Source organism: Paenibacillus sp. 01L418 (genome assembly GCF_056400045.1).
Genome location: NZ_JBFTSN010000673.1, coordinates 1 through 2124, shown reverse-complemented (window position 1 = coordinate 2124; position 2124 = coordinate 1). Strand labels below are relative to the sequence as shown.

Sequence of the window (2124 nt, the reverse complement as noted above, 5' to 3'; positions counted from 1 at the left end):
GAAAATAGATGAACATGTCGACTTTATTGCGCCATCTTTCCCAGATAGCGGCATCTATATGGCATTCAAGCAGCTTGCTGCAAAAAATGGCTTTATTCAGCGGTACAAAGCAGGAAAAGAGGCTATAACAAACATCTCTTGTGAGCCATGGCATTTTCGTTATGTCGGTTATCCTCATGCCGAAATTATGGAGCAGCATGATTTTTGCTTGGAGGAGTACATCGATTTTGTCAGAAAATTTACTTATGACGGGAATTATCTCACCGTAGAAACAGACAGCATGCTCGTGCAAATTTATTATGTGCCGGCAGAGGAAGGACCTTCCACGACTGTTCCCATCCTAAATGGTGATCTATATCGAATATCAGGAAATAATAGGGATGGTTTTATCGTTACAGCTTTTACTGGAAAAGGGCAAAGATCACATGGTCTCTAAACCCAATTATAGCGGGCTCGACTGGCTTAAATTTATAGCGGCCCTATTCGTTATTGCCAATCACACCAGTCCGCTGCTCTCGTATAACGAATATTTTGACTTTCTATTCAGCGGAATCATCTCGCGATTAGCGGTGCCTATATTTTTTATGTCAACGGGCTTCTTTTTCTTCCGAAAGCTGACAGGAGATAAAGTTAAAGATCAAAAAGCGTTGTTCATGTATTTAAAGAAARTCGGAATCTTATATTTGATTGCTATCTTGTTGTACATTCCTTTGAATATGTACAAAGGTGATTTTTCTACTCAGTTTACCTTTGGTTCCTTTATAAGAGACATTGTTTTTGACGGTACGTTTTATCATCTATGGTATCTGCCTGCGCTGATCATTGGACTTGTTCTTACGTATTATTGGCATCAGAAAATGTCGCTTTCCATGCTGCTCGTTGTTGGTTTGTTTCTCTATATAGTAGGACTCTTCGGAGATAGTTATTATGGAATTACGGAAAACATAGCTGTTCTAAAACATGTCTATGAATGGCTGTTTCAATTTTTTGATTACACACGCAATGGTATATTCTATGCACCGATTTATCTCATATTAGGCATATGGGCAGCAAAACGTCCACAGCCTGCTAGAACGCCGATAAACTACGCGGGTTTGTTTCTGATTTCGTTAGCACTAATTATAGCCGAAGCATCCCTTCTGAAAGCAATACAATTTCCGCGGCATGACAGTATGTACGCATTTGCTTGGCCAGCAACCTACTTCTTGTTCCACTGGGCGTTATCCTGGAAAGGCCGGTCTGGAAAAGCATTTAGGGAGTGGCGAGTATGGATTTATATATTGCATCCTATCGCTATCGTACTCGTTCGAGGAGCAGCTGAATTCGTGAAGCTCGAAGCTTTATTCATTACAAATAGCCTCATTCATTTTGTCGCTGTATGTCTTGCATCTATCGTTATGGCAGCACTCGCCGTACGAATATCCGTCATAAAATTTAAGTTTCGACCATAGATATGATAATGGGAGATGTTCGTTAAGCAAATGAACGAGAGGAGAAGCCGCAGCGAAGGAGCATTACATGCAGCTGGGAGGGATTGCAATGAGTAACGAACTGCTCATTCAACTACTCGTGCTTATCGTAATGATCATCGATATGGCTAACCGATCCAAAGATTCGTAACGTTAAAAGGCAAAACATCGAAAGTGGTGTTTTGCCTTTTTTTTTCGTGTTTGTATGAAAGGAGAGGAAAAGACAGGGCAGCAACGAATATGTTTACATGTTGAGAAAATATGAATCGTTCCCTTAAGCTTACGTTTTGAGAACGCATTAGATAGGAAGGAGCAACGCCATGATTGAATGTCCTTGGTGCGGCAGCAGCGTTATACTCGAGCATAATTGTTGTCCTGAATGTAAACAAGAGGTTCTTGATGAGCATTTAGTTCCCTTTGTTGATGAGCAAGAGAATGGGCTTGAAGAATCAGATCTCGAACTGGATGAGAATGATATAAACAATAGCATTGCGAATTCATTCAAATGCACAAAATGTAATCATAATGAGTGCGATATTAATGAATTGGCTATGACAGGTGCGGGATTAAGCAAGCTTCTAAACATTCAATATCAACATTATTTATTTGTTTCTTGCATGCACTGCGGATTTGTTGAAATATATGACCCTACGAT

The 2124-nt window shown here is 40.1% G+C and carries 3 protein-coding genes; all 3 read left to right on the top strand.

Annotated elements, in window-relative coordinates:
- A partial coding sequence (locus AC1DSE_RS34455) for a D-alanyl-D-alanine carboxypeptidase family protein (RefSeq protein WP_477529038.1) occupies positions 1 to 436 on the top strand: 436 nt, incomplete at its 5' end.
- Positions 381 to 1451: an acyltransferase family protein gene (locus AC1DSE_RS34450; protein ID WP_477529037.1), complete on the top strand. Its 1071-nt coding sequence runs from the start codon at positions 381 to 383 to the stop codon at positions 1449 to 1451. The genes AC1DSE_RS34455 and AC1DSE_RS34450, both read left to right, overlap by 56 nt.
- Positions 1452 to 1789: 338 nt before the next feature.
- Positions 1790 to 2124: zinc ribbon domain-containing protein (locus AC1DSE_RS34445; protein ID WP_477529036.1), on the top strand; the 335-nt coding region annotated here is incomplete at its 3' end.